Here is a 2,127-nt window from a genome sequence, read left to right as displayed (position 1 = left end):
CAATAATTCGTGATCTACACAGGTGATAAACACCTGGCAGCGTAAGTCTTCCAGCAAACGGCACAGCGCACGGCGGTGGCTCTCGTCCAGTTCGGACGGCAAGTCATCCACAAGATAAATACACTGACCGCGTCGGGCCTGGCTCACCAGATGCCCTTGGGCAATCCGCAAGGCACAGACCACCAACTTCTGCTGACCCCGGGACAAGATGTCCGCGGCGTTGTGTGCGCCCAATCTAAGACGCAAATCAGCTCGTTGTGGCCCAGCTTGGGTGTGACCCATCTGCTGATCCCGTTGCAGGGATCCGGCAAGTACGGCACTCAATTCCCGGTCTTTGTCCCAGCCTCGGTAATAGCTCAGCGTCAAACCTTCAAGCTCAACCAGTTCGCTCAAGGTTTGTTCAAAGACTGGTTTCAAGGCTTTGATGTAAGCGCGGCGGTATTCATCGATTTCAGCGCTGGCCTGGCACAGTTCCCTGTCCCAAACCGCTTGCGAAACGGCGTCAAGTGTACCATGCCGCAGCCAAGAGTTTCTCTGGCGCAGGGCCTTCTGCAAGCGCTGCCAAGTGGCCATGAACCGTGGTTCGACGTGGAACACACCCCAGTCGAGAAATTGCCGGCGAATCTTCGGCGCGCCTTCCAGCAGACGGAAGCTGTCCGGATTGATCAACTGTAGCGGCAGAATCTCCGCGAGCTGTGCGGCGCTACGAGCGTTCTGGCCGTCAATGCGGATCTGGAACTCACCCTGACGGTCGCGCGATATCCCCAACGCACTGTGCCCACCCTCGGCCAATTCGACCTGACCGAACACGGTGCAGGCGAGTTGCTCGTACTGAATGACCGGCAACAACCGCGTGCTACGAAACGAACGGGCAAGCCCCAGCAGATGAATGGCTTCCAGAACGCTGGTTTTGCCGCTGCCGTTGGCGCCGTAAAGAATATTGATGCGGGGGGAGGGAGAGAAGGTCACCGGGTGCAGATTGCGCACCGCGGTGACCGAGACGCGACTTAGCGACATCTAGAGTCCGCTGATTACAGACGCATCGGCATAACAACATAAGCCGAGTCGTCATTGTCGGACTCTTGCACCAGCGCACTGCTGTTGGAGTCGGACAGGATCAGGCGAACCTGCTCGGTGGTCATCACGCCCAGCACGTCGAGCAAGTAGCTCACGTTGAAGCCGATTTCCAGGGAGCCACCGTTGTATTCAACACCTACTTCTTCTTCCGCTTCTTCCTGCTCCGGGTTGTTGGCCTGGATCTTCAACTGACCGCTGGCCAGTTGCAGACGGATGCCACGGTACTTCTCGTTGGACAAAATCGCAGTACGGCTGAACGCTTCACGCAGCGCCTGACGATCGCCAAGCACCAGCTTGTCGCCGCCCTTCGGCAGAACGCGCTCGTAGTCAGGGAATTTGCCGTCGACCAGTTTGGAGGTGAAAGTGAATTCGCCGGTGGTCGCGCGGATGTGGTGCTGACCCAGGACGATGCTGACATTACCGTCCGGCTCGGTGAGCAGACGCGCCAGCTCGAGAATACCTTTGCGCGGTACGATCACCTGGTGGCGATCCGGCTGACCGATATCGGCCTTCATCGAGCACATCGCCAGACGGTGACCATCGGTGGCCACTGCGCGGATGATGCCTTCCGAGACTTCCAGCAGCATGCCGTTGAGGTAGTAGCGCACGTCCTGCTGGGCCATGGCGAAGCTGGTGCGTTCGATCAGACGACGCAGTTTGCTTTGCTCCAGGCTGCACGTCAGCGAGCCTGGGCCTTCTTCCACAGTCGGAAAATCGTTGGCCGGCAGGGTCGACAGTGTGAAGCGGCTACGGCCAGCCTTTACCACCAGCTTCTGCTCGTCGACCTTGATGTCGATCAGCGCATCGTTGGGCAGGCTCTTGCAGATGTCCATCAGCTTGCGCGCAGGCACGGTGATGGAACCTGTTTCAGCCGGCTCCTCAAGTTGCACACGACCGACCAGCTCGACCTCGAGGTCGGTACCGGTCAGCGACAATTGCTGGCCTTCGACAACCAGCAGCACGTTTGAGAGTACCGGCAAGGTCTGTCGGCGCTCGACGACGCCTGCGACCAGTTGCAGGGGTTTCAACAGGGCTTCGCGTTGAATGGTG

2 protein-coding genes are annotated in these 2,127 nt (G+C 58.9%); both read right to left on the bottom strand.

Going from position 1 to position 2,127, the window contains the following annotated elements; genetic code table 11:
• On the bottom strand, positions 1 to 1,017 hold a 1,017-nt coding region (gene recF, locus ACIOVB_RS27585; RefSeq protein ID WP_401272284.1), incomplete at its 3' end, for a DNA replication/repair protein RecF.
• Between the two features lie 14 nt (positions 1,018 to 1,031).
• Positions 1,032 to 2,127 (bottom strand): DNA polymerase III subunit beta (dnaN, locus tag ACIOVB_RS27580; protein WP_401272283.1); only part of this gene is annotated, 1,096 nt, incomplete at its 5' end.

Origin of the sequence: Pseudomonas sp. NPDC087639, assembly GCF_044743385.1 — a bacterium.
Classification (GTDB): Bacteria; Pseudomonadota; Gammaproteobacteria; order Pseudomonadales; family Pseudomonadaceae; genus Aquipseudomonas.
This window is presented reverse-complemented; position numbering and strand designations above follow the sequence as displayed.